Origin of the sequence: Enterovibrio qingdaonensis (genome assembly GCF_028683135.1) — a bacterium.
In the GTDB taxonomy this organism is placed as follows: domain Bacteria; phylum Pseudomonadota; class Gammaproteobacteria; order Enterobacterales; family Vibrionaceae; genus Enterovibrio; species Enterovibrio qingdaonensis.
This window is the reverse complement of sequence record NZ_JAJUBB010000005.1, coordinates 146314-170040: the sequence shown is the minus strand read 5'-3', so window position 1 is coordinate 170040 and position 23727 is coordinate 146314. Positions and strand designations below refer to the sequence as shown.

At 47.0% G+C, this 23727-nt stretch carries 20 protein-coding genes; 14 read left to right on the top strand and 6 right to left on the bottom strand.

The annotated features are described in order from the left end of the window. Positions 1 to 145 precede the first annotated feature (145 nt). Entirely contained in the window at positions 146 to 988 is an 843-nt protein-coding gene (focA, locus tag LRP49_RS09150) for a formate transporter FocA (protein WP_274141778.1), read from the top strand. A gap of 367 nt (positions 989 to 1355) precedes the next feature. On the opposite strand, the gene LRP49_RS09145 is transcribed toward focA, so the two are convergent. Together LRP49_RS09145 and LRP49_RS09140 are read right to left on the bottom strand one after the other, a co-directional pair. Next, the gene (locus LRP49_RS09145; protein WP_274141776.1) at positions 1356 to 2471 is read right to left on the bottom strand and encodes an FAD-binding oxidoreductase; all 1116 of its coding nucleotides are present in this window, start codon (positions 2469 to 2471) and stop codon (positions 1356 to 1358) included. 30 nt (positions 2472 to 2501) lie between these two features. Next, the gene (locus LRP49_RS09140) at positions 2502 to 3761 is read right to left on the bottom strand and encodes an aromatic ring-hydroxylating oxygenase subunit alpha (RefSeq protein ID WP_274141774.1); all 1260 of its coding nucleotides are present in this window, start codon (positions 3759 to 3761) and stop codon (positions 2502 to 2504) included. 276 nt (positions 3762 to 4037) lie between these two features. Here LRP49_RS09140 and LRP49_RS09135 point away from each other — a divergent pair, with 276 nt between their 5' ends. Next, complete coding sequence (locus tag LRP49_RS09135; protein WP_274141773.1) at positions 4038 to 4997, top strand: hypothetical protein; 960 nt, start codon at positions 4038 to 4040, stop codon at positions 4995 to 4997. 44 nt (positions 4998 to 5041) lie between these two features. On the opposite strand, the gene LRP49_RS09130 is transcribed toward LRP49_RS09135, so the two are convergent. Then, positions 5042 to 6247: a pyridoxal-phosphate-dependent aminotransferase family protein gene (locus LRP49_RS09130; protein WP_274141772.1), complete on the bottom strand. Its 1206-nt coding sequence runs from the start codon at positions 6245 to 6247 to the stop codon at positions 5042 to 5044. 244 nt (positions 6248 to 6491) lie between these two features. Here LRP49_RS09130 and LRP49_RS09125 point away from each other — a divergent pair, with 244 nt between their 5' ends. From LRP49_RS09125 to LRP49_RS09115, 3 genes are all read left to right on the top strand, one after another. Further along, positions 6492 to 6821, top strand: coding sequence for a hypothetical protein (locus LRP49_RS09125; RefSeq protein ID WP_274141771.1), 330 nt, complete (start codon positions 6492 to 6494; stop codon positions 6819 to 6821). Between the two features lie 161 nt (positions 6822 to 6982). Beyond that, the gene (locus tag LRP49_RS09120) at positions 6983 to 7825 is read left to right on the top strand and encodes a LysR family transcriptional regulator (RefSeq protein ID WP_274141770.1); all 843 of its coding nucleotides are present in this window, start codon (positions 6983 to 6985) and stop codon (positions 7823 to 7825) included. A 298-nt stretch (positions 7826 to 8123) separates the two neighbouring features. Next, complete coding sequence (locus LRP49_RS09115) at positions 8124 to 9749, top strand: methyl-accepting chemotaxis protein (RefSeq protein WP_274141769.1); 1626 nt, start codon at positions 8124 to 8126, stop codon at positions 9747 to 9749. A 74-nt stretch (positions 9750 to 9823) separates the two neighbouring features. Here LRP49_RS09115 and LRP49_RS09110 read toward each other — a convergent pair whose 3' ends face one another. Continuing rightward, positions 9824 to 10714, bottom strand: a complete 891-nt coding sequence (locus LRP49_RS09110) for a LysR family transcriptional regulator (protein WP_274141768.1) — start codon at positions 10712 to 10714, stop codon at positions 9824 to 9826. A 105-nt stretch (positions 10715 to 10819) separates the two neighbouring features. Here LRP49_RS09110 and LRP49_RS09105 point away from each other — a divergent pair, with 105 nt between their 5' ends. The 7 genes from LRP49_RS09105 (at position 10820) to LRP49_RS09075 (ending at position 20226) form a co-directional block, all read left to right on the top strand. Continuing rightward, entirely contained in the window at positions 10820 to 11323 is a 504-nt protein-coding gene (locus tag LRP49_RS09105; protein ID WP_274141767.1) for a lactoylglutathione lyase family protein, read from the top strand. A 166-nt stretch (positions 11324 to 11489) separates the two neighbouring features. Further along, positions 11490 to 12680 (top strand): putative manganese transporter, encoded by a 1191-nt coding sequence (locus LRP49_RS09100; RefSeq protein WP_274141766.1) that lies wholly within the window; start codon positions 11490 to 11492, stop codon positions 12678 to 12680. Between the two features lie 353 nt (positions 12681 to 13033). Beyond that, a complete protein-coding gene (locus LRP49_RS09095) occupies positions 13034 to 14665 on the top strand; it encodes a BCCT family transporter (protein ID WP_274141765.1) in 1632 nt (543 codons plus the stop codon). Between the two features lie 536 nt (positions 14666 to 15201). Further along, positions 15202 to 16809, top strand: a complete 1608-nt coding sequence (locus LRP49_RS09090) for a BCCT family transporter (RefSeq protein WP_420791535.1) — start codon at positions 15202 to 15204, stop codon at positions 16807 to 16809. A 137-nt stretch (positions 16810 to 16946) separates the two neighbouring features. Further along, complete coding sequence (locus LRP49_RS09085; protein ID WP_274141763.1) at positions 16947 to 18830, top strand: putative nucleotidyltransferase substrate binding domain-containing protein; 1884 nt, start codon at positions 16947 to 16949, stop codon at positions 18828 to 18830. A 10-nt stretch (positions 18831 to 18840) separates the two neighbouring features. Beyond that, positions 18841 to 19578, top strand: a complete 738-nt coding sequence (locus LRP49_RS09080; protein ID WP_274141762.1) for a 3'-5' exonuclease — start codon at positions 18841 to 18843, stop codon at positions 19576 to 19578. A 189-nt stretch (positions 19579 to 19767) separates the two neighbouring features. Beyond that, positions 19768 to 20226, top strand: a complete 459-nt coding sequence (locus LRP49_RS09075) for an FKBP-type peptidyl-prolyl cis-trans isomerase (RefSeq protein ID WP_274141761.1) — start codon at positions 19768 to 19770, stop codon at positions 20224 to 20226. 71 nt (positions 20227 to 20297) lie between these two features. On the opposite strand, the gene LRP49_RS09070 is transcribed toward LRP49_RS09075, so the two are convergent. Then, positions 20298 to 21722 carry a hypothetical protein gene (locus LRP49_RS09070; RefSeq protein ID WP_274141759.1) on the bottom strand — a complete coding sequence of 475 codons (1425 nt, stop codon included), beginning with the start codon at positions 21720 to 21722 and terminating at the stop codon, positions 20298 to 20300. A 146-nt stretch (positions 21723 to 21868) separates the two neighbouring features. Between LRP49_RS09070 and LRP49_RS09065 the strand changes: the two genes are divergently transcribed. Next, entirely contained in the window at positions 21869 to 22468 is a 600-nt protein-coding gene (locus tag LRP49_RS09065; RefSeq protein ID WP_274141758.1) for a sugar O-acetyltransferase, read from the top strand. Here LRP49_RS09065 and LRP49_RS09060 read toward each other — a convergent pair. Further along, positions 22451 to 22699 carry a YkgJ family cysteine cluster protein gene (locus LRP49_RS09060; protein WP_274141941.1) on the bottom strand — a complete coding sequence of 83 codons (249 nt, stop codon included), beginning with the start codon at positions 22697 to 22699 and terminating at the stop codon, positions 22451 to 22453. The genes LRP49_RS09065 and LRP49_RS09060 overlap by 18 nt on opposite strands. Positions 22700 to 22920: 221 nt before the next feature. On the opposite strand from LRP49_RS09060, the gene LRP49_RS09055 reads away from it, so the two are divergent. After that, a complete protein-coding gene (locus LRP49_RS09055; RefSeq protein WP_274141756.1) occupies positions 22921 to 23361 on the top strand; it encodes a YcgN family cysteine cluster protein in 441 nt (146 codons plus the stop codon). Positions 23362 to 23727: the final 366 nt, after the last annotated feature.

Below are 23727 nucleotides of genomic sequence, written 5' to 3'. Positions count from 1 at the left end.
GCATTTGATTGGCTTTATGAGTTGGAATCTTAGTTTGACATACCGCACACTTTTTAAGAGAAATTGGTCAAAATTAGCCCTTGAAAAAGTCAGGAAAAGGAGAGATTATCCGCGCCCTCCAGTTCTTTAATAGTGCAAAAGCCCCATGAATTTTACGCAGTTCGATTCCCTGCCACCGCCACAGATCGCGGAGCGTGCAGCTGAGATTGGTGTTGCGAAAGCCACCAAAGATCCACACAAATCTTTCTTGCTGGCAATCTCTGCCGGTATCCATATTGGTATCGCATTTATTTTCTATACCACGGTCACCACAGGTGCAGGTGACATGGCATGGGGCATGTCGCGTTTTGTTGGTGGTATGGCGTTCAGTTTGGGCCTCATTCTTGTCATTATCACCGGCGGCGAGCTATTCACCAGTTCTGTACTGACTCTGGTTGCGCGCGCAAACGGCAAGATCTCTTGGAAAGCACTGTTTAAAAACTGGGCAGTGGTTTACGGCGGTAACCTTGTTGGTGCTGTGTTGCTGGTCATTTGTATGCTGATCGCCAAACAGTATATGTTTGGTCAAGGTGCTGTGGGCATCAATGCGATGAAGATTGCCCAACACAAACTCCACCATGGCTTCTTTCAGGCAGTGGCACTTGGCATTATGTGTAATGTGCTCGTTTGTATCGCGGTATGGATGTCATACAGTGGTCGCACGCTGACTGACAAAATTCTCGTGATGATTCTACCTGTTGCGATGTTTGTGTCTTCAGGCTTTGAGCACTGTATTGCGAACATGTTCCAAGTACCTATGGCTATTGGTATTAAGTACTTTGCGCCAGAATCTTTCTGGGCGATGACGGGCGCGAACATTGCTGACTTCGCCGATCTGACCTTTTCCAACTTCATTATGAACAACTTGGTGCCTGTTACCTTGGGTAACATCATCGGTGGTGGTTTGTTTGTTGGTATGTGGTACTGGATGATTTATCTGCGCGACTGATACGCCAATCAACGCTTTAAATAAGAAAGGCCGACGAGAAATCGTCGGCCTTTTTTAGAAGAGTCACTAAACAAAATTAAGACGATGAACCCTCATCGCTTTTTTCCGTTTGGCATTCGGGAGCCTCGGATCCTTCAGTGCAGTTTTTATCTACTTCTGCTGATAATGTCGCGCCTGAGAATAATACGGCGATAGCGAAAAGTAGTGATTGAAGCATATTCATTGCAAAGTCTCCTTTCCTATGGAGTGTTGAATCGGAAAATTGCTGCAGCGAATACACTGTGGTTTATTTTTCTCAACCCTTTGTTAGGGGTTGGTAAGCGCAATGTTAGCTAAGCGCTCTGTCTAATAATTTTTACAATTAGTGTCAGGTTTCTATCGATACATCGTCAATTGGCTTACTGCAACAACTGAGAATATATCCCTCATCTATTTCCTCTTCGCTAATTCCACCGTTGTGCTCCATGTTTACGTTTCCGGATAGCAGGCGAACTTTGCAGGAACCACAAATGCCCATACCACAAGCTTTCGGTACATGAATACCGAGCTTGGTGCTGGCAGCATGCACGGTTTCGCTTTCAGATACAGTGACAGACATGCCTTCATCAATGAACTCAACACAGAAGCCTGCTTGGGGCAATTCATCGGCGATTTGCGCGAGTTCTGCGGACTCTTCTGCCTCTTCGATTGCCGCGGGTGGCGTTTCTCCAAAGCTTTCTTCATGGTAGCGGGACATATCGTAGCCCATGTCCACTAACATCCCGCGCACGGCTTTCATATAAGGCTCAGGGCCACAGCAATAAACTTCCCGTTGTAAGACGTCTGGTGCAATCAGTTCCAACAAATTTTGGGTAAGTAGGCCGCGGTAGCCATGCCAGCTTTCGCCAATGTCATAGCGCTCACAGATGATGGACAAATCAAAGTTGTCGATACGCGAACTCATCAGCTCCAGTTCTTTAAGGAAGATAATGTCTTTGGGGGTTTGCGCGCTGTGAATGAACTTCATATCGACGGCACTGTTGGTGTCATACCACCACCGTGTCATTGACATGACGGGTGTGATGCCTACGCCGCCAGAGAGAAATAAGGCTTTATCGGTTGGGTGATCAATGCAGTTAAAGTTGCCTATGGGGCCATGAACCGCAAGCTCGTCATCAATGCGGAGGTTGTCGTGAAGCCAGTTTGAAACCAAGCCATGCTTCTGTCGTTTTACCGTAATGGAAAAACTGTAAGGCACGGAAGGCGACGAGGACATGGTATAGCTGCGCATGACCTGCTCCCCGCCAATATTCAATTCTAACGTGACAAACTGACCCGGCTTAAAAAAGTACATGATGGGCGTTTGGCTCATAAAGCAGAACGTTTTGACGTCATGTGTCTCTTGGATGACTTTGACACAACGAACGATATGACGACCGTTTACCCACGTTTGCGTATTGACGGGATTTAGGCTGTTATCTGGCATTACGTCAGGCTCGTTCATTCATATTGTCCTCTGATAATGTTCGCGTGTTTACTCGTTGTTGAGGTTTGTCTCAAGACGTTCGCAGTACCAATTGACGAAATTGATCACGCCAAACTCATAGGTCTTTGAATAAGGGCCTGGGCGATATCCCGCTGAGTTCACCCCTAGCTGGTTGTTCTCGGAAAGCGTGCGATCTTGGGCGTTGGTTGCATCCCAAACTTTGCGCAAGTTTTCCGGGTCATAATCCACACCTTCTTTCGCATCTTTGTGCACCAACCAGCGAGTGATGACCTTGGTTTCTTGTGGGCTGACGGGCAAAATTTGAAACGCGATAAGGTTATCGCCCATGCCGTGGTTCCAAGAGTTAGGGAGGTGCAATATGCGCAGGGCACCGAGATCGGGAGAAGTCACTCGACCAAGCAACTTACTGCACGCGACTTGACCATCCATTGTCATGGAGTGCGTTCCCTCTTTAAGCGGCGTGCGGACAATGCGGTTCCGATTGTTGTAGCGCATTTGATATTTAAATGGGATGTCGAGGTCGGTCCAAAACGTCTGCATTTTCTCAACCAATGCATTGAACTCTGGTGTGGCGCGCGGGTCGTTGTTGTCATCCCACTCTAAGAGCGAGTTAAGTAGTTCGGGGTGCGAGCCTTCACAGTGATAGCACTCGCGGTTGTTTTCAACCACCAGTTTCCAATTGGCTTTCTCGATAATTTCGCTTTGAACGGCGACCTTCGCGTTATCAAGGTCTAAGGGTTCAAGATAAAACGCCAAGTCATTGAGGAAATCATCAATCGGGGGAGGGTTATCGGATAGGCAGACAAAGATATATCCGCCCGCCGCGCGGCATTGAACCGTTGATAGTGAGAACGCTGACTTGTCAAAGTCATCGCCCATATCACTGCCCGCATAAACGAGGGAGCCGTCCAAATCATATGCCCACTGGTGATAGGGGCAGACCAGTTTTGGCATTTTTCCCCGGTGGGTCAGGCAAATTTTTGAGCCGCGATGACGGCAAGTGTTGTGAAACGCGCGAAGCTCGTTTTTGTTGTCTCGCGTTACTATCACTGAATTTCGACCAATATCGACGGTAATGAAACTTCCCTTTTTGGGAAGCTCGCATGTCATGCCTGCAAAAATCCATTCTTTGGAAAAGATCTCTTCCATATCGAGTTGGAAGATTGCCTCACTGTTGTAGAAAGGCTGCTCAAGCGTGTAATCGGGTATCCGCCGTTTGAGCATCGCTTTCACGAGTGCGTGCGGGGAGGTTTCTGCGTCGACATTCCAAACTGGCAACTGATCCATTGTGATTCCTTTCGCCTTTGAAAAAGGTAATTTGGGCCTGACTGCGTCGGATCCGGGTGATTGAGTACATACTGGGAATATTGACGTGGTTTGTGGGGGATTATTTATGTAAATACGACTCACTAAATGTCGTTTTACGACCCCTTTGCCACAGAGAGTGTCTTGCCAATGAGGGGACCGCAAGGTGGTGTTCAATCACAGGGGGGAAATGCGCGCGATAGTTATTTTTAAGCTACTCTTTTAAAAACCATTTCGTCGATTTTCAAAAGGTAACGCTTGGAAGCTCTCCAGCCCTTAAACGTAAAGGTTGAAAAAAGCCAATGGCATGCAGACCTTATTGGTTCTGGCATGTTTTGGTGCGATTTGCTCGTCGACGACAAGTTTTCTTCAGAGCTGGGTATATTAAGCCAATACATTGTTGATTACCGTGCAAACCTGAAAAGTGAGATGGTTCATCGGCTTGAAGACAATTTACTGTTTTTGTTCTGCCGCAGGGAAAAAGTACGGTTCGATACTTATAAACATCCGAGCTATAACTTTTTTACCAAGAAAACCAAGTTCCATTTTGTTGTCGGCAAAGAGCGGCGAAAAGTGTCGGCGAGTATCAATTTGAAGTCCTATTTTTTTGAAGATATGGCGCACCCCAAAATCCTCTACGATTCGAAATTTGTCACGTTAATAAAAAACGAAAAAGACAACATGACCTTGTCTGTGCACGACTTTTTGTCTGAAGTGGGTATTGGACTTGGTATCACAAGCGAAGTGGTGGGGGCTGGGACCAGCTCTTCGCCATATTATGGCGACGTAGAATGTCATTTGGACAGGTTTCAACGTGAAACAGAAGCGTTCGCTGAGCCCGACACTGATCTTATCGTGTTTATGAATGAGTACGATGTGACTAGGTCGAATGGTAGCTCAACGTGGGTAGAGGGAGAGGAAAGTAAGGCGGTTCCGCCATTTTCTGAGTTTGAGATTTTGATGCTTTCACGCTGTTTTAGCCTCTATTTTCTCGGTGAGGATATCTCGGTGTCTATGGAGATAAAAAATGCGATGACAAACTTAGGGCGATTTATGTACCGCAATGAGATCTGCCGGATCGAAGTGGATCATGCTTACGACGCCGATGGTGAATACATCCGGCTTAGCGGCCCAGCGGTGGATTCTTCAGCCAGCCATGCGTTTGCTATTTTATGGGAAGATGATCAGTTGCTTGTTGATCGTGGGGAGATTTACTAGGTCAAAAGAATCAGGCAGCGACAAAGCACTGCCTGTGGCACGAGTTAGGTAAATGACGGTTCGAAATCTTGCAATGCCTTTTCTAACATCGCCACCCCTTGCGGCAAGTTTGCCTCGCCACCTAATGCTTGAATCGTTGATCCTAATGCATGGATTGTGCGGAAGATGTTGTGTACGCGACATTGCTCTCCCATCTGGCCAATTCGAATAATATCCAACCCAAATGAGCCTGAGATCTCCACTTTAAACTGCTGCGAAATATGGGAGAGAATGGCTTTTTGTTCAAGCCCTTTTGGAACGTGAATTCCCACGACTGAATTAAGGCGAGATGCCCCATGCGTATACAGCGAAAGGCCTAAACCTTCTATCCCCGCTTGCAGTGCTTTTGAGCACTTTAAATGTCGGTTAAAACGCGCCTCGAGGGTTTCGTCGCAGACCAACCGCAAGGCCTCGTGAATCGCCATGATGCCAGAGACAGGGGCCGTATAGTGATAGGAACTTTGATACCAAAATTTGTCGGCAAGTTTCGCATCGAGACACCAGTGTTTGAGGGTGTCAGTACGTTCTTCAATTTTTGTCCAAGCTGCTTCTGAAAACGCCACGAGCGATACGCCAGGAATGCAACTTAGCCCTTTTTGCCCTCCGGTGATAACCGCGTCAACGCCCCATTCATCCATGTTGAGTGGCATGGTACTGAGGGTGCACACGGCATCAACAATGACTAAGCATCCAGCCTCTTTCGCAAGGCGGCAGATTTCGGGTAAGGCGGTATTGCAAACCGTATTTGACGTTTCCCCTTGAACGATAGTGAGCACTTGCGGGCGATGTTCATTAAGCGCGCTTTTTACCTTTTCAGGAGAGGCTGCCTGACCTTCTTCAATCGTGAGTCGGTGAACGTTGCCGCCTACACGGTCGGCCATTTCAGCCAAACGGCCGCTAAAGAATCCGTTCGTGACGGACAGCACGGAATCTCCTGAGGTGACAAGGTTTGCAATGGCCATTTCCATTGCGGCAGATCCGGGCCCAGCGACACCGAGGATGTGCGTCGAGTTTGTTTGAAAGACATAGCGAGACATGGCTTTCACTTGTTCGATAATACGTGACATGGTGTCGCCAAGGTGGTTGATCACTATACCATTGGCCGCCGCCACTTTGGCGGGAATAGGCACGGGACCTGCCCCCATCATGAGCAATGGCTCATCAGGTAGAATGGAATCTAAAGACTCGACGATAGGGGCTGAAATGCGCACGTGTAAACTCCTGTAAAACAAAACATCCGTTGTAGATTTGCCAGCCAATTGGGCTGAACAGCCATAGTAGAACACCCCTGTCAGCATTGCTATGGACAGATTGGGCAATGTGATGTGTCCCGATACCAATATGCGGAAAAGATGGCCATTTAGAACATGATGAGCATTCTCGTTGTTAGTACATGTGACTAAACAAGTTGCACATACACTGTCAATAAAGCCTATGCAGTAGTGAGGAGGCGATATGACGTTAATGTGGGGGGACGCTTTATTGGGCTGCGCTTGGGGTTTTTGGTTGGCACTTTACTTAGACCGGCTCTATCTCAAACAGGTTACCTTGATAAAATTGGGTGTTTTTGTCTTTTGGGGCCGCAGTTATAAAGCGAACAACACGCTGGCGTTTGTGATTAACCTGCTTGCACTGTCACTATTTTTACTGGGTGCATCAGCGGTGATTGGAGGTATGGTAACGGCGTGGATGGCATTTATTGTGGGTTGGTGTGCTAGCTATGCGTGTTACGTGCTTTTCTTCTCTTCCTCAAAACAAACTGTTCCCGGCCAACAAGGTGAGTAAGCTGCTTGCTTAACGGTGTCACGGTCAATGTGGCACATTATTTCTCCTATTCTCTGTCTGGCTGAGCGGCAAAGTCGTTGTTTTCGCATATTACACCTTGACCCGAGCAAGGTTTTCCCCCATAACGCCAGTTGACGTTTGTATATTGATTTAATGCTGATATGGATACTGATTTACTACGCACTTTTTTGGAAGTGAACAAAACGCGTCACTTTGGTAAGGCGGCGACAAACTTATACCTCACTCAGTCTGCGGTAAGCTTCCGTATCCGTCAGCTTGAAATAAAACTGGGCACGCCCGTCTTTACCCGTAAACGCGGGGATTTGCGTCTGACGGCGGCGGGTGAGCGATTCGTTCCTTATGCAGAAACCATTTTGCAAACGTGGGGACGTGCGCGCCAAGATGTCGCACTAACTGGTTCCTATCAACAGCAGTTAACCGTGGGTGCTGCGGCTGTGATATGGGAAATGGAGAGCTGTAACGAATGGCTTGAAAAGGTTCAAGCCGTGAAGCCTGATTGGGCACTGCGCACTGAGTCATTAAGTCGCCAACAGATCTCAAATGCCTTGCTTGAGAAAATTGTCGATGTGGTGCTAACCAGCGAACCACCGAAATTGGCGGACATGCAGCAAATGCGTTTAACCAGTTTCGAATTGGTGCTGGTTTCCAACGTGCCTGATCAAGATATGGATTCCATTGTGGAATTGCCTTTGGTGTATTTGGATTGGGGGACGCGCTTCGGCGTTGAGCACGGTCGTATTCCTGCACTCCAACGAACGCCAGTGTTGCACAGTCATGGTTGTCAGGCTGCGTTACGTTTCTTGTTAAATCGTGGTGGCGTGGGTTTCTTACCATCAATGATCGCGCAACCTTGGATTGACGCAGGGGAGCTTCACCTTGTTAAAGATAGCCCTGCGATGGCGAATGAGCTGTATATGGTTTGGCTTTCTACCAATGACAAACACGAAGATATTGAAGATCTCGTAGGCAATTTGTCGGAATAATACGTCAGGCAAATAATAAGACATTAAAGGGTGCTGTTAAGGCACCCTTTTTTATTATTTCTCAATTCGGCAATCCCAAGAGAAAAAGGGTGTTTTTATTCTGATGAAGTGATAAAAGCAATAACAATCAGGTGGTTAAGTAAGACTGTTTTTTGACAAGAGTGACGGTTAATTGGCGGTCAATAAAAGTGGGCATGTTGCATGGTTTTATTTTACAAAGGTGGTTGTTTTTTTTGATCTAAGTCTCATAATGTGCGCGATTTTAGACCTATTTAACCGTGCAAGGCTCCTTTCATAAATGTCACTAAAAAATATTTCCATCCGCTATCAAATATTGATTCCTATTGTCATGCTGGTTGTTGCGACCTTCTCCGTATTATTTATTGCGAAATACGAGGTTGAGTCTGCCATTGAGTCTGTGAGTAATACGGCACGCCAAGCGGCGACGGATAAAGACAAGGTCACAAAGTTGGCAGATCTTGCATGGGCAATGCGTGTTGAAGCAATTTATGGCATTTACGATGAGCAGCGCGCGCGTAACATGGATTCGAGTGTTGCGAGATTGAGCAGGGAAGCATTGGGTATCACCCGTGAGCTTGCACAAACTCCTGCGCTACGCGACTTAGCCGCACGAATTGAAGACAGTGTCAGTGACTATTCTCGCTATACCGAGCAACAAGCTAAGCCAACTATCTTGTCGTACTTCGATGAAAATCTGAATGTAACTCGCTACAACGCCATGGTGACTGAATATCGCGCGATGGGCGCAGATATGATGGGTGACATTAATGCGTTGTCTGCGTTTATTAACCCTCTGGTAGACCAAGATCTTAAGGCGTCAGATGCAGAAGCGGATCAAATGATATTGACGGCAGGGCTGACACTGGCAGGGGCAATTCTTGCAGCCATCATTTTTAGCTGGTGGATGTCGGGTGTGATCGTCAAGCCGTTGCTGGAGCTTCAAGGTGTCATGCGTAAGCTGGCGGGTGGTGACCTCAATGTAAAAGCCTCTGATGAAGGGACAAACGAGCTGGCGCTTCTTGGCCGTGATGCCAACCAAACCATTGCTCAGCTGCGTAGCACCGTGAGCACACTGTGCAGTATCAGCGATGAAGTGGCAGCAGCCTCGACACAGCTCGCGACCGTGATGACGCAATCTGCAACGAACGCGCAACAAGAGCAAGGCGAAATCGAACAGGTTGCTTCTGCAGTCACCGAGCTTTCAAGCACTGCTAATAATGTATCAGACAACGCGGTGAATGCGGATCATGCAGCGCGTCAAACAGACGATCTGGCCTCTCAAGGGTTGGCGATCTTCTCGCAAAGCTCTCAAGCTGCGCATCAAATGGCAGAGTCGATTGAAAATACGGCGAGTGTGGTAAGCACGCTTCAGGAGCAATCTCAGCGTATTAGTCATGTGGTTGAAGTGATTCGTGGCATTTCAGAGCAAACGAATTTGCTGGCACTGAATGCGGCGATTGAAGCTGCTCGCGCGGGTCAATCTGGCCGAGGTTTTGCGGTTGTTGCTGACGAAGTACGCATGCTGGCAGCGCGCACTGAAGCCTCTACAAAAGAAATTCAGCAGATCATTGAAGGTTTGCAAGTTCAGGCTGCACAAGCTGGCGACAGCATGGGTACTTGTATGGATGTATTGTCACGTACTCAAGAGCTAAGTTCGCAGGCGAATGAAGCACTGACGGGCATTACGCAGTCTGTGGCACAAATTACGGATATGAACACCTTGGTTGCTACGGCAGCGGAGCAACAATCTGCGGTTACGCAGGACATTAACCGTAACATCAGCAACGTTTCTGAAATCATCTCGCAAAACGTTGCGGGTATCAGCCAAAGTGCTCAGGCGAGCCAAGAGTTGTCTCAACTTGCTGAAAGCCAAAAACAAGAGCTGGGCTTCTTCCGTCTGTAATAAGATGTGAGAAAGACAATGAGAAAAAAGCCGTCATTACTGACGGCTTTTTGTTTTTTTACCGTCCAGTTGCCTTACTTTGTGGTAGCAATAGCATGATGGATTAACTCCAGCACACGCGTATACCGATGCGGCAATTTGCGGTGTTTTTTCTGAGAGAGAAACAGCGGTTGTGAAATCGCAATCTCGAGCGGCAATTGTTTTAGTTTGTCCACGTGTTCAAATTGCTCAATGACGCTAGCGGGCAAAACGGTGAAACCAAGCCCTTGGGCAACGGGCAGCAAAATCTGAGCAAGCTGATTGATATAGCCAGCTTGTTTAATGCTGTCGACGCCTTGGTACCTTTCAGGAAAATTCCGACCTAATACTAGGTCTGCATAATGCTTTCCGTCTGGGTGAATCACCATGCCTAGCTCAGCCAGTGAGGCGTAAATATCTTCCTTTATCTCATGAGAGGAGGGCACTACGACGGCAAGGTGCTCTTGTCCAATCTCCTTTTCCTCAATAGCTGGGTGGTCGATGCGCTGGGTACTGATGCCAATATCAATATCATTGCTCATTAACATATGACGAATGCGCTCTACGGGGGCGGCTTCCAGTGAGACTGAAAGAGCAGGATGCTCGCATTGTAGGTCCAATAACAAAGGGTAAAGCTTCATTGCCATGGTACCCGAGCAAGCAACTTTAATTGCTCCGCGGTGAGCGTCATCCGCTTTCAACTGCGCTAAAAAGGCGTGGTGTTGCAGTTTTTGATTCGCGATAAAGTCAGCAAGCATTGAGCCGGCATGTGTTAACTCGAACTGCTTTCCTTCTCGATAAATAAGATTTTCACCGAGCTCTGCTTCAAGTTTTTTCACATGCTGGCTGACGCCGGGTTGCGTCATAAACAACTGGCTTGCTGTTTTTGTAAAGCTTCGGGTCTTCACAAGATGCTCGAAGGTGGCGAGCCATTTAGGATTTAGCATAGTGTTGTATAAAAATAAATTATTGAATTAATAATAATCGATAATTTTTAACGAGGATAGCGGCGACTTACACTAAGTGCATTCAAAATGAGAGAGGAAAATTTCATGAGCAAGCCTTATCCACGTAATTTCAGTCATATTGGTATTTCCGTACCTGATTTAGAAGCCGCGGTTACGTTTTATACGGAAGTTCTGGGGTGGTACCTCATTATGGAGCCAACAGAAATCGTCGAAGATGGCAGCGCCATTGGCGAAATGTGTACAGATGTCTTCGGCGAAGGTTGGGAGCGACTCCGTATCGCGCACCTTTCTACAGGTGATCGTATTGGTGTTGAGCTGTTTGAATTTAAAAACCAAGAAAACCCAGAAAACAACTTTGAATACTGGAAAACGGGGATTTTTCACTTCTGTGTACAGGATCCTGATGTCGAAGGGCTTGCGGAGAAAATCGTTGCAGCGGGTGGCAAGAAGCGCATGAAAGCACCACGTTACTACTACCCGGGAGAGAAACCTTACCACATGATTTATATGGAAGACCCGTTTGGGAACATTCTGGAAATTTACTCCCATAGCTATGAACTGCATTACGCAGCAGGTGCTTACCAATAAAAGACGAAAACGCGGGCTTTCTGCCCAGCAATTAGCTTGTTAGCCCGCGTGTTTTACTGCCAGACATTCACGCTTAAAAACGATTAAGAAACCAAAACATCAGTCATTGCATTTCATATTCTTTACGCTATATTGATAATAATTCTCATTATCATAAAGTATCGATATGACTGAGTTCCTTTCTAAACTTCTCGCTCCGGCAGCAAAAGGTCAGCACTTTTCACCACATTATCATCGACTTGTTGTGCCTGCTTTATTATTAGCCTTGGTTGTTGCAGAGCCTACAAGGGCGGTGGTGCTTCCCACGTTGTCTGATGCATTTTGGCAAGTCGCGGCGTATGTTGCTGCAACACTCGCTTTGTTCCACTACCTTTCCGAAAAGTTCGATCGCAATGGAGCATTCCTGCACACATTGATGCGTCATCGAAATCTACAGGTGTTATTTGCTTCCTTTATGGGGGCACTGCCTGGATGTGGAGGGGCAATCGTGGTGATTACCCAGTTTGTTCGCGGTAACTTGAGCTTTGGTAGTGTGGTTGCTGTTTTGACTGCAACCATGGGCGATGCAGCATTTCTCTTGTTGGCGACAAAGCCTTACGACGGTGTGTTCATGCTGGTTTTGGGATTCTTTGTCGGTTTGATTTCTGGTCGAGTCGTTGATGCGCTTCATGGTGATGATTTTTTGCGACCGGCCGCCAAATACAACGAGGAGCTGACGTCTTGTGCTAAGGCAAATGGACAGCCGTTCATTAATGCACAAGGGCGATTCTGGCAGTGGGCAGTAATACCGGCTTTGTCTGTGGCACTCATTGGTTCATTTCAGCTAGATGCCGACCATTTGTTTGGGCTTCCTACGGGTACAACAGAGCTAGTAGGAGCGGCATTGGCGATTGTGACCGTCACGTTTTGGGCACTGCAGCGAGAGGCAAATACCTATGAATCTGTCGTCGGAGAAGATCCTAAATGTCAGCATGCTCATCTCTTCCAGGGCGTCGCCCAAGATACGAATTTTGTGACGGTTTGGGTGATTGCAGCCTTTCTCGCTTTTGAACTGACTATCATGGTTTTTCATATCGACTTGGCGGGGATCTTTGGTGAGTGGGCACCAATGCTGCCGCTCTTTGGCGTATTGGTGGGGCTATTGCCAGGTTGTGGCCCTCAAATATTGGTGACGAGTTTATACATCAGTGGCACTGTCCCCATGTCTGCACAAATTGGTAATGCCATTTCCAATGATGGTGATGCACTTTTCCCGGCAATAGCACTTGCACCTAAAGCGGCGTTGGTAGCGACGGTGTATTCGACCATCCCTGCATTACTTTTTGCCTACAGTTATTTTCTGCTTGTGGAAATTTAGTGGCTGCTTATTTGTTGAACGATTTTGAATGATTGAATAAACGGTACGGATTTTTATCCTGCGTTCACACGAAATATTAAAAAACGCCAAGATTCCTTTAACACTCTTAATGAATGTGAATTGTTTTATTACAAAGCAAGGTGAATATCTAACCGGACATTGTTGGAAAGTAAGTTAATTTGGTTAATCTTTGTTTAAATTGGATTTATGCGTTTGAGGTATTTACGTAATCGATTGTTATAATCAGTTATTTTTGTTTTACGCACTAAACAAAAAGACGCATATTATAAGGTCTTTTAAGCACCAGTTGGTGCTTATTTTGTAATACCTCAAAGGAAAATGGAGTTGTCGTTGTGAGTGATAAAAGCCACGATGAATTAATGGCGCCGGATGGTGCAGTTAATCCAATTGATACCGATTATCAGGTTGGTCAGGATAACATTGCACTAAAAATCGGCCCTTTTGGCCTAGACATTCATAACCGCGTGTTTGTCGTTTCGGGCTCTATGATTGCACTGTTTGTTGTAGTCACCTTACTGTTCCGAAACTCAGTCGGTCCAATGTTCAGCGAATTGCGTAATACGCTGACGTCACAAATGGACTGGTTCTTTATTGGCGCAGGTAACCTTTTCGTGTTGCTGTGCTTAATCCTCGTTGTCAGCCCATTGGGCAAAGTCCGTCTTGGCGGTACCGAAGCAAAACCAGATTACACCTATGTGGGTTGGTTCTCGATGCTGTTTGCCGCAGGCATGGGTATTGGCTTGATGTTCTATGGTGTATCTGAGCCACTGTCACACTATGCTGCTTCATTGGGCGGCGTGGTAGATGCTAATGGTCTGCGCACTGACTGGGCCCCATTAGGTGGTGCGTTTAATGACGCGGCAGCAGCCAAAGATCTTGGCATGGCAGCAACTATCTATCACTGGGGTCTGCACCCTTGGGCAATCTATGCATTGCTGGCTTTGTCATTGGCACTGTTCTCGTTCAACAAAGGTTTGCCTCTGACAATGCGCTCTGTGTTCTACCCAGTATTTGGTGAGCGCATTTGGGGTTGGCCAGGCCACATTATTGATATTACTGCAGTTGTGGCGACTTTGTTCGGTCTGGCGACATCGCTTGGCTTTGGTGCTTCGCAGGCGGCAGCAGGTTTGAATTTCCTGTTTGGCATTCCAAATGGCACCCCGACGCAGATCGTCCTGATTATTGGTATCACAGGCCTCGCTTTGAGCTCTGTTGTTGCTGGTCTGGATGCGGGCGTGAAACGCCTGTCTGAGTTCAACATGCTGATGGCAACGTTGCTAATGGTATTCGTGATCATTGTGGGTCCAACACTGTCTATTTTTAGCAGCTTGGTCAGCAACATGGGCGCGTACTTTGACAACCTACCAGCACTATCGATGCCTTTCGGTCGAGAAGATGCAAACTACTCTCAAGGGTGGACTGCATTCTATTGGGCGTGGTGGATGTCTTGGTCACCATTCGTTGGCATGTTCATCGCGCGTGTATCGCGTGGTCGTACAGTTCGCGAATTCATCATCTGCGTATTGCTTATCCCGACATCAGTATGTGTATTGTGGATGACCACGTTTGGTACAACGGCAATCGAGCAGCTTCAAGGTGGTTACCGTTCAGTTGTTGATGCCGAGTTGCCATTGCAATTGTTCACCATGCTTGATGGTTTGCCACTGGCAAGCATCACTTCGTTGATCGGTATTATTCTGGTTGTTGTGTTCTTCGTAACATCATCAGATTCAGGTTCGCTAGTGATCGATACTATCTCTGCGGGTGGTAAAGTTGACGCACCTGTTCCACAGCGTATTTTCTGGTGTTCTTTTGTTGGTCTGGTAGCGATTTCACTCTTGCTGGGTGGTGGCCTTTCATCGCTACAAGCAATGGTTGTTTCTACCGGTTTACCTTTCTGTATCGTTCTACTCATGTGTGCCTTCTCTTTGGTGAAAGGCTTGATGTCAGAACCTCGTAAATAAACACCGCTTCAGTCCGGGTGGCCGCCACCCGGACTGCTGTTTAGGGCACCACGAAATAGTGAACTGATAATGAGTGACTATTTCGTGTTGTCTTTTGGTCGCTCTCAAGTGATCCGTCTTAAAATCGCTCTGATGTGTTTAGCAATACCAAGTGTGATACTGGCCGAATTTGGATCGCGATAGGCGCATTTAAGCAATTTGTTCGAAGAACATTGAATAAGCTTGGTGATGGCTCGTATCCAATGTTTAGAGCTCAATGGTTAATAATTTCGACAGAACGCGGCAAAGTGGCGGCAATTCGTCCACTTTGGCGGGTTGGTTGGAGTTAAATTGACATGTATCTCATAAATTAAGCGTTGAACACTAAGGATATGTTACAGTGTTTAGTTTGTTAACGTTCATTATGCGTCGCAAATTTTCGTTGTTATTTCGTCGGTTTGTTGACAATTACACTAAGTGCTTAGGTGGCGTTGACAGCTTAACTCGCTAGACGGACAAAGGAGTTTACTGTGAGCGATAAAAGTCATGAGGAGTTAATGAAACCTGATGGTAACGTTAACCCCATTGATACAGACTACCAGGTCGGGCAAGACAATATAGCCCTCAAAATCGGTCCGTTCGGGCTCGATATCCATAACCGCGTCTTTCTCATTTCAGGCATTGCGATCGCACTGTTTGTATTTGTCACACTGGCTTTTCAGAAAGAGGTTGCTCCCGTTTTTGGCGATATCCGCAGTTGGTTGACCTCTAACTTAGATTGGTTCTTCCTAACAGCGGGTGACATCTTTGTGTTGGTTTGCCTTTTCCTCATTGTCAGCCCTCTTGGCAAAGTGCGTTTAGGCGGCACAGAAGCGACTCCCGATTATACCTACGCTGGATGGTTCTCGATGCTGTTCGCTGCGGGCATGGGCATCGGTTTGATGTTCTACGGCGTCTCAGAGCCACTGTCTCACTATGCTTCGTCATTCGGTGGGACAGCGTCTGAAGGTGGGGTGCGTACGGACTGGGCACCGCTAGGCGCGGCAGCGGGCGATGTTGAAGGTTCCATCGACCTTGCAATGGCAGCGACGATTTACCACTGGGGATTACACCCATGGGCAATCTATGCCGTGTTGGCTCTCGGGTTGGCACTGTTTTCGTTTAACAAGGGCTTGCCTTTAACCATGCGCTCTGTTTTCTATCCCCTGTTTGGCGAGCGTGTGTGGGGTTGGGTCGGTCATGTTATCGATATCCTTGCGGTGGTCGCGACCTTGTTTGGTCTGGCTACGTCATTGGGTTTAGGCGCATCTCAGGCATCGGCGGGTTTGAATTTCCTTTTTGGTACGCCATTGGGTACTACCACCGAAATCGTGCTTGTTGTTTTCATTACGATTCTTGCGCTTGTCTCGGTGATGGCAGGTTTGGATGCGGGTGTAAAACGCCTATCTGAGATCAATATGATGCTCGCATTGGCCTTGTTACTGTTTGTGATCTTTATGGGGCCAACGCTGGCTATCATTACGGGTTTCTTTGGTAACTTGACCTCTTACATCGAACACTTGCCGGCATTGTCTAATCCGTTTGGGCGGGAAGATGCCAACTTCTCGCAAGGGTGGACGGCGTTCTATTGGGCATGGTGGATATCTTGGTCACCATTCGTGGGCATGTTTATCGCGCGCGTATCTCGTGGACGTTCAGTGCGTGAGTTTGTCATCTGTGTGCTACTTATCCCATCAGCCGCGTGTGTGTTGTGGATGACGGCATTTGGTGGTACGGCCATTAGTCAGGTTGTCAACGATGGTTACACCGCAGTGACAGAAGCTGCATTGCCACTACAATTGTTCGCGATGTTAGATGCGCTACCATTTGCACAGATCACTTCATTTATCGGTATTATTCTGGTTGTAGTGTTCTTCGTTACATCATCGGACTCCGGTTCCTTGGTTATCGATACCATTTCAGCAGGCGGTAAGGTTGACGCCCCAGTGCCTCAGCGTGTGTTTTGGTGCACGTTTGAAGGTTTGGTGGCAATCGTACTTCTGATGGGAGGCGGCTTGGTGGCCTTGCAAGCAATGGCGGTGTCAACGGGGTTCCCGTTCACGATTGTTTTGCTGGTATCTTGTGTGTCTCTTATTAAAGGGCTGATGTCAGAGCCTCGAAGTTAATCGCAACATGATTTAACGAGGCAGGGCAGGTGTTTTTATAAATACCTGCCCTGCTTCGTATTCCGGCGTCAGTAAGGGACTGCGCCGCAGTATAGTTAGTATTAACCCCTATGTGGTTACCCAGAGATTGAGAATTAATGGAAGCGGAACAAATCGAAATCGCAGCGTTTCTCAAACAATACGCGCCTTTTACAGACTTACCTGAAGACGCGGTGGATGACGTCGCAAAGCAGGTGGAAATATCCTACTTTCGTTCTGGCGCGCAAATCTTTGAATACGGTCAACCGATCAAGGACTTGTGCATAGTACGAAGTGGTGTCGTTGAGATTTACCGCAGGAAAGGGGAGCTTTTCAATCGACTCACGGAAGGAGATGCGTTTGGCCAGTGGGGGTTGATGATGAACCGTCGAGTTCGTTTCCCTGCAAAAGCCATTGAAGACAGCTTGGTGTATTTCATTCCGGATACGGTGTTTGACGATCTGAGTGAACGCTTTGAGGCGTTTTCAGATTTCATGGAAGTGGAAGATGGAATGCGACTGCGTCAGGCGGTCGAAAATCAGCGTGATAGCAGCGACTTGACCACATCAAAGGTTAAATCCCTGATCCTGAGAGACCCAGTGACGATTGGCTGCGAATCTTCTGTTCAGCAAGCCGCGATTTTGATGACTGATGAAGGCGTCTCTTCGTTGCTGGTCATGACTATCGAAGAAGATGAAGAGGGCGTCGATCAGGAGCGTATTGTCGGGATCATTACCGATCGAGACTTACGCACACGTGTATTAGCGGAAGGACTGCCTTATTCAACCCCCGTTTCTGACATCTTAACGCCTCAGCTAATCACACTGGATTACAATGCCTACGTGTTTGAAGCCATGCTGGTGATGTTGAGAAACAATCTTCACCACCTTCCTATCTTGCGTCACCATAAACCGGTGGGTGTTATTGCGTTGTCAGACATCGTTCGCCATGAGTCGCAAAGTAGTCTGGTCATTGTAAGCAGCATCTTCAGGCAACAAACCGTGGAAGACTTGGAAGCACTCTCCAAAGATGTGCCAGCCTGTTTCTCTCGTATGGTATCGGAAGATGCAAACTCGCACATGATTGGCTCGGCGATGTCTGTGATTGGCCGAAGCTTTAAACAGCGTTTGCTTGAGCTCGGGGAGGAAGAGCTAGGTGCTCCGCCTGTGGCGTATTGTTTCTTGGCATTGGGTTCGATGGCGCGTGACGAACAGTCTGTCGTCACGGATCAGGACAATGCGATGATCTTGGATGATAAATACGATCCAAAAGAACACGGTGAATATTTCGCGCAACTTGCCAAGTTTGTATCCGATGGTCTGGCACGCTGTGGTTACGCCTATTGTACCGGTAACATTATGGCGACCAATCCTGAGTGGCGTAAAACCCGCACCGAGTGGGAAGCCACCTTTGCGGATTGGATTGACCATCCGAACCCGAAATCTCTTCTCAATAGCAATATCTTCTTCGATCTGGATGGGGTTTACGGTGCGACCAACTGGGCGGAAACGCTTAAGGCATTTATTGGTCGTCGCGCCCGTCGCAATAACCGTTTCTTAGCGTGTATGGCGAGAAACGCGCTGAACCGAACGCCGCCTTTGGGTTTCTTTAAGAGCTTTGTGATGGAGCAAGATGGTGCACATAAAAACTCTATCAATTTGAAACGCCGCGGAACTGCACCTTTGGCAGATCTAATTCGAGTGCATGCGCTAGCGGTTGACTCGCGTTCGCAAAACTCGTTTGAGCGATTGGATGACATCATCGAAGCGGGCATTTTGCCGAAAGGGCGTGGTGAAGATATTCGTGATGCTATGGAATTCATTTCTATGGTGCGGATTCGTCATCAGGCGATTGATGTTGAGCAAGGTATTGAGCCGGACAACAACATTGAACCAGAAAACCTCTCAGATTTTGAACGCCGAAACTTGAAAGATGCTTTCCAAATTTTAAGTAATGCGCAGAAGTTTTTGAAATACCGTTATCAGCCAAATCGCAGTAACTAAGGGGCTAATTGTGCTGTTTCTTGAACCCAATAAAGGTATGCCCCTTATTCAGGCAGGGCCAGACTGGCCAACGCTGATTAAGCGATTAAAACAAAAGGCCAAAGTGCCGTTGTTAAAACGTTTCTATGAAGCGGGTGTGGTAAACGGTGAAACGCCGATATCTGAAGTGCAGTTTGTTGCGCTCGATTTGGAGACAACGGGGCTAGACCCAAGCAAAAGCGATATTATCAGCATTGGTTTGGTTCCCTTTACCCTAGACCGCATTCACTGCCGCGAGTCGCGCCACTGGATTGTTAAGCCGCGCAAACCCTTGCATGAAGAGTCTGTTGTTTTTCATGGTATCACGCACTCTGATGTGAGCGATGCGCCTGATTTACGCCGTATTTTGGAAGAGGTATTAGCGGCACTTGAAGGTAAAGTGGTGGTGGTGCATTACCGCCGTATTGAACGCGAGTTTATTGACTCGGCCATTAAACATCGATTAGGTGAAGGGTTACTGTTCCCTGTGGTTGATACACTGGAAATTGAGTCTTGGTATTACCGTAAGCCGAGCCAAAAATTTTGGTCGCGCTTGCTGAAAAAGTCGCTGACTTCCATACGCTTGGCTGATAGCCGCCGTCGATACAATTTACCCTTTTATCAGGGGCATAATGCATTGACAGATGCGATAGCAACGGCGGAGTTACTGCAAGCACAGGTCGCCCATCGATTTAGTCCTGATTATCCCATTAAAGGCCTCTGGCGATAGCGCATTAGCGTGGGAAGTGTTGCACCGGATTTACTCTTAGAGTGCAACGCTTCACGTTTCTTAGAAAGCGATATGCCGATTCCCCTCCTATATCCGTCTGCTTTTCGTTCTCTGTGTTAGAGTCAAACATAGCGGAGTATCTGTCAGTGTTTCAGATGCATACATTCATTGCCGATAAAGGATGGCAATATGATTGAAGAAAACAAAGTCGTAAAAATCGATTACACCGTGAAGAATGATGCTGGACAGATTATCGATACGTCAGAAGGCAATGAGCCACTGGCGTACCTCCATGGTGCAAGCAATATCATCCCTGGGTTGGAAAACGCCTTGGCTGGCAAAGCTGAAGGTGAAGAATTCAATGCGGAAGTTCACCCTGACGATGCTTACGGTCAACGCAATGAAGCCCTCATCCAAACTGTGGACAAGGAAGTATTCCAAGGTGTTGATGAAATTGAAGTAGGCATGGTGTTTAACGCGCAAGGTCCACAAGGAAATATCCAAGTGACTATCGTTGAAATTGATGGTGACCAAGTGACCATTGATGGCAACCACCCACTTGCGGGTATTGTTCTTTATTTTGAAGGTGTTATCCGCGAAGTTCGCGATGCAACTGAAGAAGAGATTGAGCACGGACACGTGCATTAATTTCGCGTATCAACCGTTAAAAAAGCGAGCTAATAGCTCGCTTTTTTGTTTTTGGCATCTGTCTCTTTTGTTTATTTGTCTTCACGTTGTAATACGTTTTCAAACAGAAATGCATCATCAAAATGTCGCTCACCAATAAAGGCAATGGCATGTTGCCCTTGTTGCCTCATGGCTCCAGGGGAGCGCACACCAAACGGCCACAAAAACCACCGCTCACCACGGGCACTTTCGGAAAGAATACCGTCTCGGTCAAAAGGACTTTTATGCTGCCCATCGCCTGAAGGTAATGCAGCCAAGCTCAGCAGTGGCGCAGGGCTTAAAGGAATGTCGGGTTGAATGTTATCGGTAAAGGACACTTGCGTGATCATATGCTCGCCCGCGGAGAGTGAGACATGCAACCGTGAGTGATTCGATGGTGTTGGCAGTGACATTTCGATGGGACGTTCACCGTCAGACGGTAAGAATGTCAGTGTCGGGTTTAACGAATACACCATATGGAAGCAACCACATTGGTGAATGGAATCTAAAATCAAAGGGTGCCCGTTGTTATCCAACGTGAGCCTGATGTTAATCGCATCAAATTCGCCTGCGTAAGGGTCGAAGGTGCTTTTCGCGGTTCGCGCAGGAAACCAAACGATATAGTTCAGTTGGACGAGTACGTCACCTTGAAATCGCGTGTAGGTAATACCTTGATAGAGTGTTGGCTGCTTAGTCTCGATTGTGAGATTCTGATCTCTCTCATCAAAGAGTAGTGCTCCTGGTAAGTCATCTTTTGATAATGTTTCTACGGAAATGACTGGCGAAAAATGCCCGAGTAAAACGGCTTCTTGGTCCTCGTTGAGCTGCGGCCATCGCAGTAAGGAGCCACGCCGAGCTTGTTCCAAGATTGCTTTTACATCTGAAATCGGTTCACGTTTGTCGCCATACTGAAAGGGATGGGCTAAAGGACGATGAAATGCTGATTGTATATGGGCCTGCTCTTCTTCGATGCGCCCTTCTGCGATAAGGCTTCCAATAGGGTATATACCCACGACGCGTTTCCAATGTTGATAAGCAGTTTCTATTTCTGGTGGTTGTTGAGAGATGGATAGCCAAAAAGCAGGAAGGCTGGCACTTTTTGCGGTTAAGTCAGCTTGGCACTTAAGGTAAGTGTCGACATTTTGCTCCTCGCGGGGGGCTAGTTTCAAAGCGGTTTCTAGCTGAAGTCTCCCCATTTTCCCTACATATGACAGCCATTGTTGACTGGATTGTGAGTCATTCAGCTCTTGGCTAAAAGATGTGCTGAATCGGTCAAATGCCAAATAGGGGAACCGTTGATCTTGCGCGTAGGGCAGCAAGTAAGTGCGATGCGTTTCAATGGAAGTATAAAAGTCAGAAAGTAACTGAAAGCATTGAGAGTGCTCACCTTTAAAGAGAGGCGAAGCTTTCTCTGGCGTTGTTATGCAGCCTGATAATATTGTCAGTATTGGAAGGAAAATCAGTAGCGATCTCAGCATTTAAATTCTTATTTGGGTAATGTGCTTACTCTATTAACGCATGCTTCATTAACTATAGATATCAAACTTTTGAAAAGTAAGTGTCTGGCTTGAGTGTGGCAGTCTTGTAGACGTTCAATGACCAAGTTTAAAGGGATAAAACAAGAGTGATAACCGAAAAACAGAAAATGCTCAGTGGGGAGTTATACCGTGCAAGTGATGCTGAGCTGGTGGCGGATAAAATACACTGCCGTGAAGCAATGCGTCGATTTAATCAAAGCTTGCCTGACAGCCCTGAATGGACTCAAGCCAAACTGGACCTGCTGCCAAATGCCCATGAGAGTGTCTACATTGAACCTCCCTTTTATTGTGACTATGGCATTCATACTTACATTGGTGAGTCAGTGTTTATGAATTTTAACTGCACGATTTTGGATGTTGCCCCCGTGACGATTGGGGATCGCGTCATGATGGCGAGCAACGTGCAGCTATTAACGGCTACGCACCCGCTTGATGTTCAGCGTCGTGTGCGGGAGTTGGTGGAGTATGGGTTACCGATAACAATTGGCAATAATGTTTGGCTAGGTGGTGGGGTTATCGTGCTGCCCGGCGTCACCATTGGTGAAAACAGTGTCATTGGGGCGGGAAGTGTCGTGACGAAAGATGTGCCCGCAAACGTGATTGCGGTGGGAAATCCTGCGAAGATACTACGTGCACTCACGGAAGAAGAACGAGAAGACCGAGGACCGTTAGGTCAGGGACTCTAACTCTGTCAGAACGTCAATAGCGTATTGGTTGGTGCTACCGCAGATATCGCGGTCTGCTTTAAATTGACTACAAACTGCCGGACGATCAGGCTGACCAAAAATTTTGCATAAGTTGTCGTCATTAAGCTGAATGCAACGTTGTCCGGCGGGTTTGCCGTTTGGCATGCCTGGAATGGGCGAAGAGATGCTTGGGGCAATACAACACGCACCACAACCTAGTCGGCAACTGATTTCTTGTTTGCTCACGATATTCGCCTACATATGTAAAGAAGGCGCGCACAGTACCACTACACTATTAAGAACGCAAAGGACACGATAAGTGAATTTGCAAGGCACTGATAGTGCGTCTTGCGTCCTTTATTCTGGGGTTATGGAATGGATAGTCCTTGAACTTTCCCGCTCCGGTGGTATAACGGGCGCCTTCTAGCAATATTGAGTAGGTATAGGTAAAGATGTCGACACCTTTCTGGGAACAAAAATCGCTGACTGAGATGACGGATGCAGAGTGGGAATCACTGTGTGACGGTTGCGGAAAGTGCTGCCTTCATAAACTGATCGACGAAGAGACAGAAGAGCTTTACTACACCAATATTGCTTGCAGCCTGCTCGACGACAAAACGTGTTCTTGTAAGGATTATCCTAATCGCTTTAACTATGACGAAGAGTGCCTTAAGTTAACGCGAGATAAGATCGATGAATTCTATTGGTTACCAGACACTTGCTCTTATCGTTTATTGGCGGAAGGGAAGACACTTCCTACATGGCACCCATTGATCACTGGCTCGAAAGATGCAATGCATGAAGCTGATGAATCGGTAAAGGAAAAAGTGGTTTATGAGATCGATGTGATCGATTGGGAAGACCACATTTTGAATCACCCGAATCGCAAGTAATAAGAAGTAATGTCATTGAAAGGTTGTTTGAATAGCAGCCTAGATTAACGTTCTTGTTAGCTCCCTATATATTGAAGTAGTCGTTGATACCTTTGTATCAGCGGCTTTTTCATAAAAAATCGCAATCTTATTTTTCATTTTTGTTGGTTGAGCGTTGGCATTTCTTGCGTCATCCAGTATAGATGCGAAGATGCTGTTCTTGTTTTGAGAGCTTTTCTTCTGCGTATTAATACGTAAATAGTAACAAAATTTCTCATGTTTTGTAGCGAATCTAGGGCGTCAGATTTTATTGGCGCAATGTGTAGATACCTATATTGGGACAAAGTCTACAAATAACAAAATTTCAGTTTAAAGATGAGATTTTCT

Excerpts from the sequence above, each read along its gene's own strand:
- focA (WP_274141778.1), top strand. The coding sequence starts at position 146 with ATGAATTTTACGCAGTTCGATTCCCTGCCACCGCCACAGATCGCGGAG.
- LRP49_RS09145 (WP_274141776.1), bottom strand. The coding sequence starts at position 2,471 with ATGAACGAGCCTGACGTAATGCCAGATAACAGCCTAAATCCCGTCAAT.
- LRP49_RS09140 (WP_274141774.1), bottom strand. The coding sequence starts at position 3,761 with ATGGATCAGTTGCCAGTTTGGAATGTCGACGCAGAAACCTCCCCGCAC.
- LRP49_RS09125 (WP_274141771.1), top strand. The coding sequence starts at position 6,492 with ATGACGTTAATGTGGGGGGACGCTTTATTGGGCTGCGCTTGGGGTTTT.
- LRP49_RS09120 (WP_274141770.1), top strand. The coding sequence starts at position 6,983 with ATGGATACTGATTTACTACGCACTTTTTTGGAAGTGAACAAAACGCGT.
- LRP49_RS09115 (WP_274141769.1), top strand. The coding sequence starts at position 8,124 with ATGTCACTAAAAAATATTTCCATCCGCTATCAAATATTGATTCCTATT.
- LRP49_RS09110 (WP_274141768.1), bottom strand. The coding sequence starts at position 10,714 with ATGCTAAATCCTAAATGGCTCGCCACCTTCGAGCATCTTGTGAAGACC.
- LRP49_RS09105 (WP_274141767.1), top strand. The coding sequence starts at position 10,820 with ATGAGCAAGCCTTATCCACGTAATTTCAGTCATATTGGTATTTCCGTA.
- LRP49_RS09100 (WP_274141766.1), top strand. The coding sequence starts at position 11,490 with ATGACTGAGTTCCTTTCTAAACTTCTCGCTCCGGCAGCAAAAGGTCAG.
- LRP49_RS09090 (WP_420791535.1), top strand. The coding sequence starts at position 15,202 with ATGAAACCTGATGGTAACGTTAACCCCATTGATACAGACTACCAGGTC.
- LRP49_RS09085 (WP_274141763.1), top strand. The coding sequence starts at position 16,947 with ATGGAAGCGGAACAAATCGAAATCGCAGCGTTTCTCAAACAATACGCG.
- LRP49_RS09075 (WP_274141761.1), top strand. The coding sequence starts at position 19,768 with ATGATTGAAGAAAACAAAGTCGTAAAAATCGATTACACCGTGAAGAAT.
- LRP49_RS09070 (WP_274141759.1), bottom strand. The coding sequence starts at position 21,722 with ATGCTGAGATCGCTACTGATTTTCCTTCCAATACTGACAATATTATCA.
- LRP49_RS09055 (WP_274141756.1), top strand. The coding sequence starts at position 22,921 with ATGTCGACACCTTTCTGGGAACAAAAATCGCTGACTGAGATGACGGAT.